We start from the raw sequence: 1,035 nt of genomic DNA on the forward strand, positions 1-1,035 counted from the left end.
GAGCGATCTCGTCGGCGGAATCCGCCGAGCCGGTGGTCGTCGTCCGAGCGACCGCGGCGCACGAACGGAGGTTTCGATGGGTTCGTTGAGTCCGACCCACTGGCTGATCATCGCACTGGTGATCGTGGTGTTGTTCGGTGCCAAACGCCTGCCCGACGCCGCCCGCGGTCTCGGCCGCTCGTTGCGCATCTTCAAGAGCGAAATGAGCGAAATGCAGTCCGGCGACTCCGGCCCGCCGGCCACCGCATCCCCGAGCGCCTCGGGTGCGGGTCACCGGCCGGCGCCCGCGGCACCGCTGCCGCCCGCGCAACCGGCGACTCCGTCGTCGTCCGCCGTGGAGGATCGTCACCCGAGCTGACCGGATCGTCCGCCGCGGCAAGAAGCCCGCATGCTCGACGACACGTTCCCGAGGGCCCATTGTCGCCGCGCGACCGCCCCGCGGCGCGCATCATTCAAAGATGCGGTTACAGCAGTCGAATGCTGCGGCCACGACAGAGAGGCGCGTGCGGCCGTGCGCGACGTCCTGGCGGCACTGACCGCGATCTGGCGATCCGGTGGCACCGCCGGTGTCGCCACGGTGGTGCGCACCAGGGGCTCGGCACCGCGCCCGGCGGGTGCGGCGATGGTCGTGGCTCCCGACGGCGCCGTGGCCGGATCGGTCTCCGGTGGCTGCGTGGACGCGGCCGTCTACGAGCTTGCCACCGACGTGGTGCGAATCGGGCGGCCCCGGCTGCAGAGCTACGGGGTCGACACCGATGAGCTGTTCGGTATCGGGCTCACCTGTGGCGGTGAGATCGATATCTTCGCCGAGCCGATATCGCGGCAGACATTCCCGCACCTGCCGGTGGTTCTCGCCGATGTCGCCGCCGACCGCCCGGCCGCGATCGCCACCGTTGTCGCGCACCCGGAATCCACGCGACTGGGCCGGCGACTGATCGTCACCCCGGATTCGATCCACGGATCGCTCGGCTCCGGACGAGCCGACGTCACCGTGGCCGAACGCGCCCGCGAACTACTCGCCGCCGGGCGTGCCGG

Annotated in this window: 2 protein-coding genes; both read left to right on the plus strand. The window is 71.1% G+C overall.

Annotated elements, in window-relative coordinates; all coding sequences use genetic code 11:
- Positions 1-358: Sec-independent protein translocase subunit TatA (tatA, locus tag ACGF5C_RS35260; protein ID WP_393308817.1), on the plus strand; the 358-nt coding region annotated here is incomplete at its 5' end.
- 30 nt (positions 359-388) lie between these two features.
- A partial coding sequence (locus tag ACGF5C_RS35265; protein WP_393308819.1) for an XdhC family protein occupies positions 389-1,035 on the plus strand: 647 nt, incomplete at its 3' end.

Origin of the sequence: Micromonospora sp. NPDC047620, from assembly GCF_043205005.1 — a bacterium.
In the GTDB taxonomy this organism is placed as follows: Bacteria; Actinomycetota; Actinomycetes; order Mycobacteriales; family Micromonosporaceae; genus Micromonospora.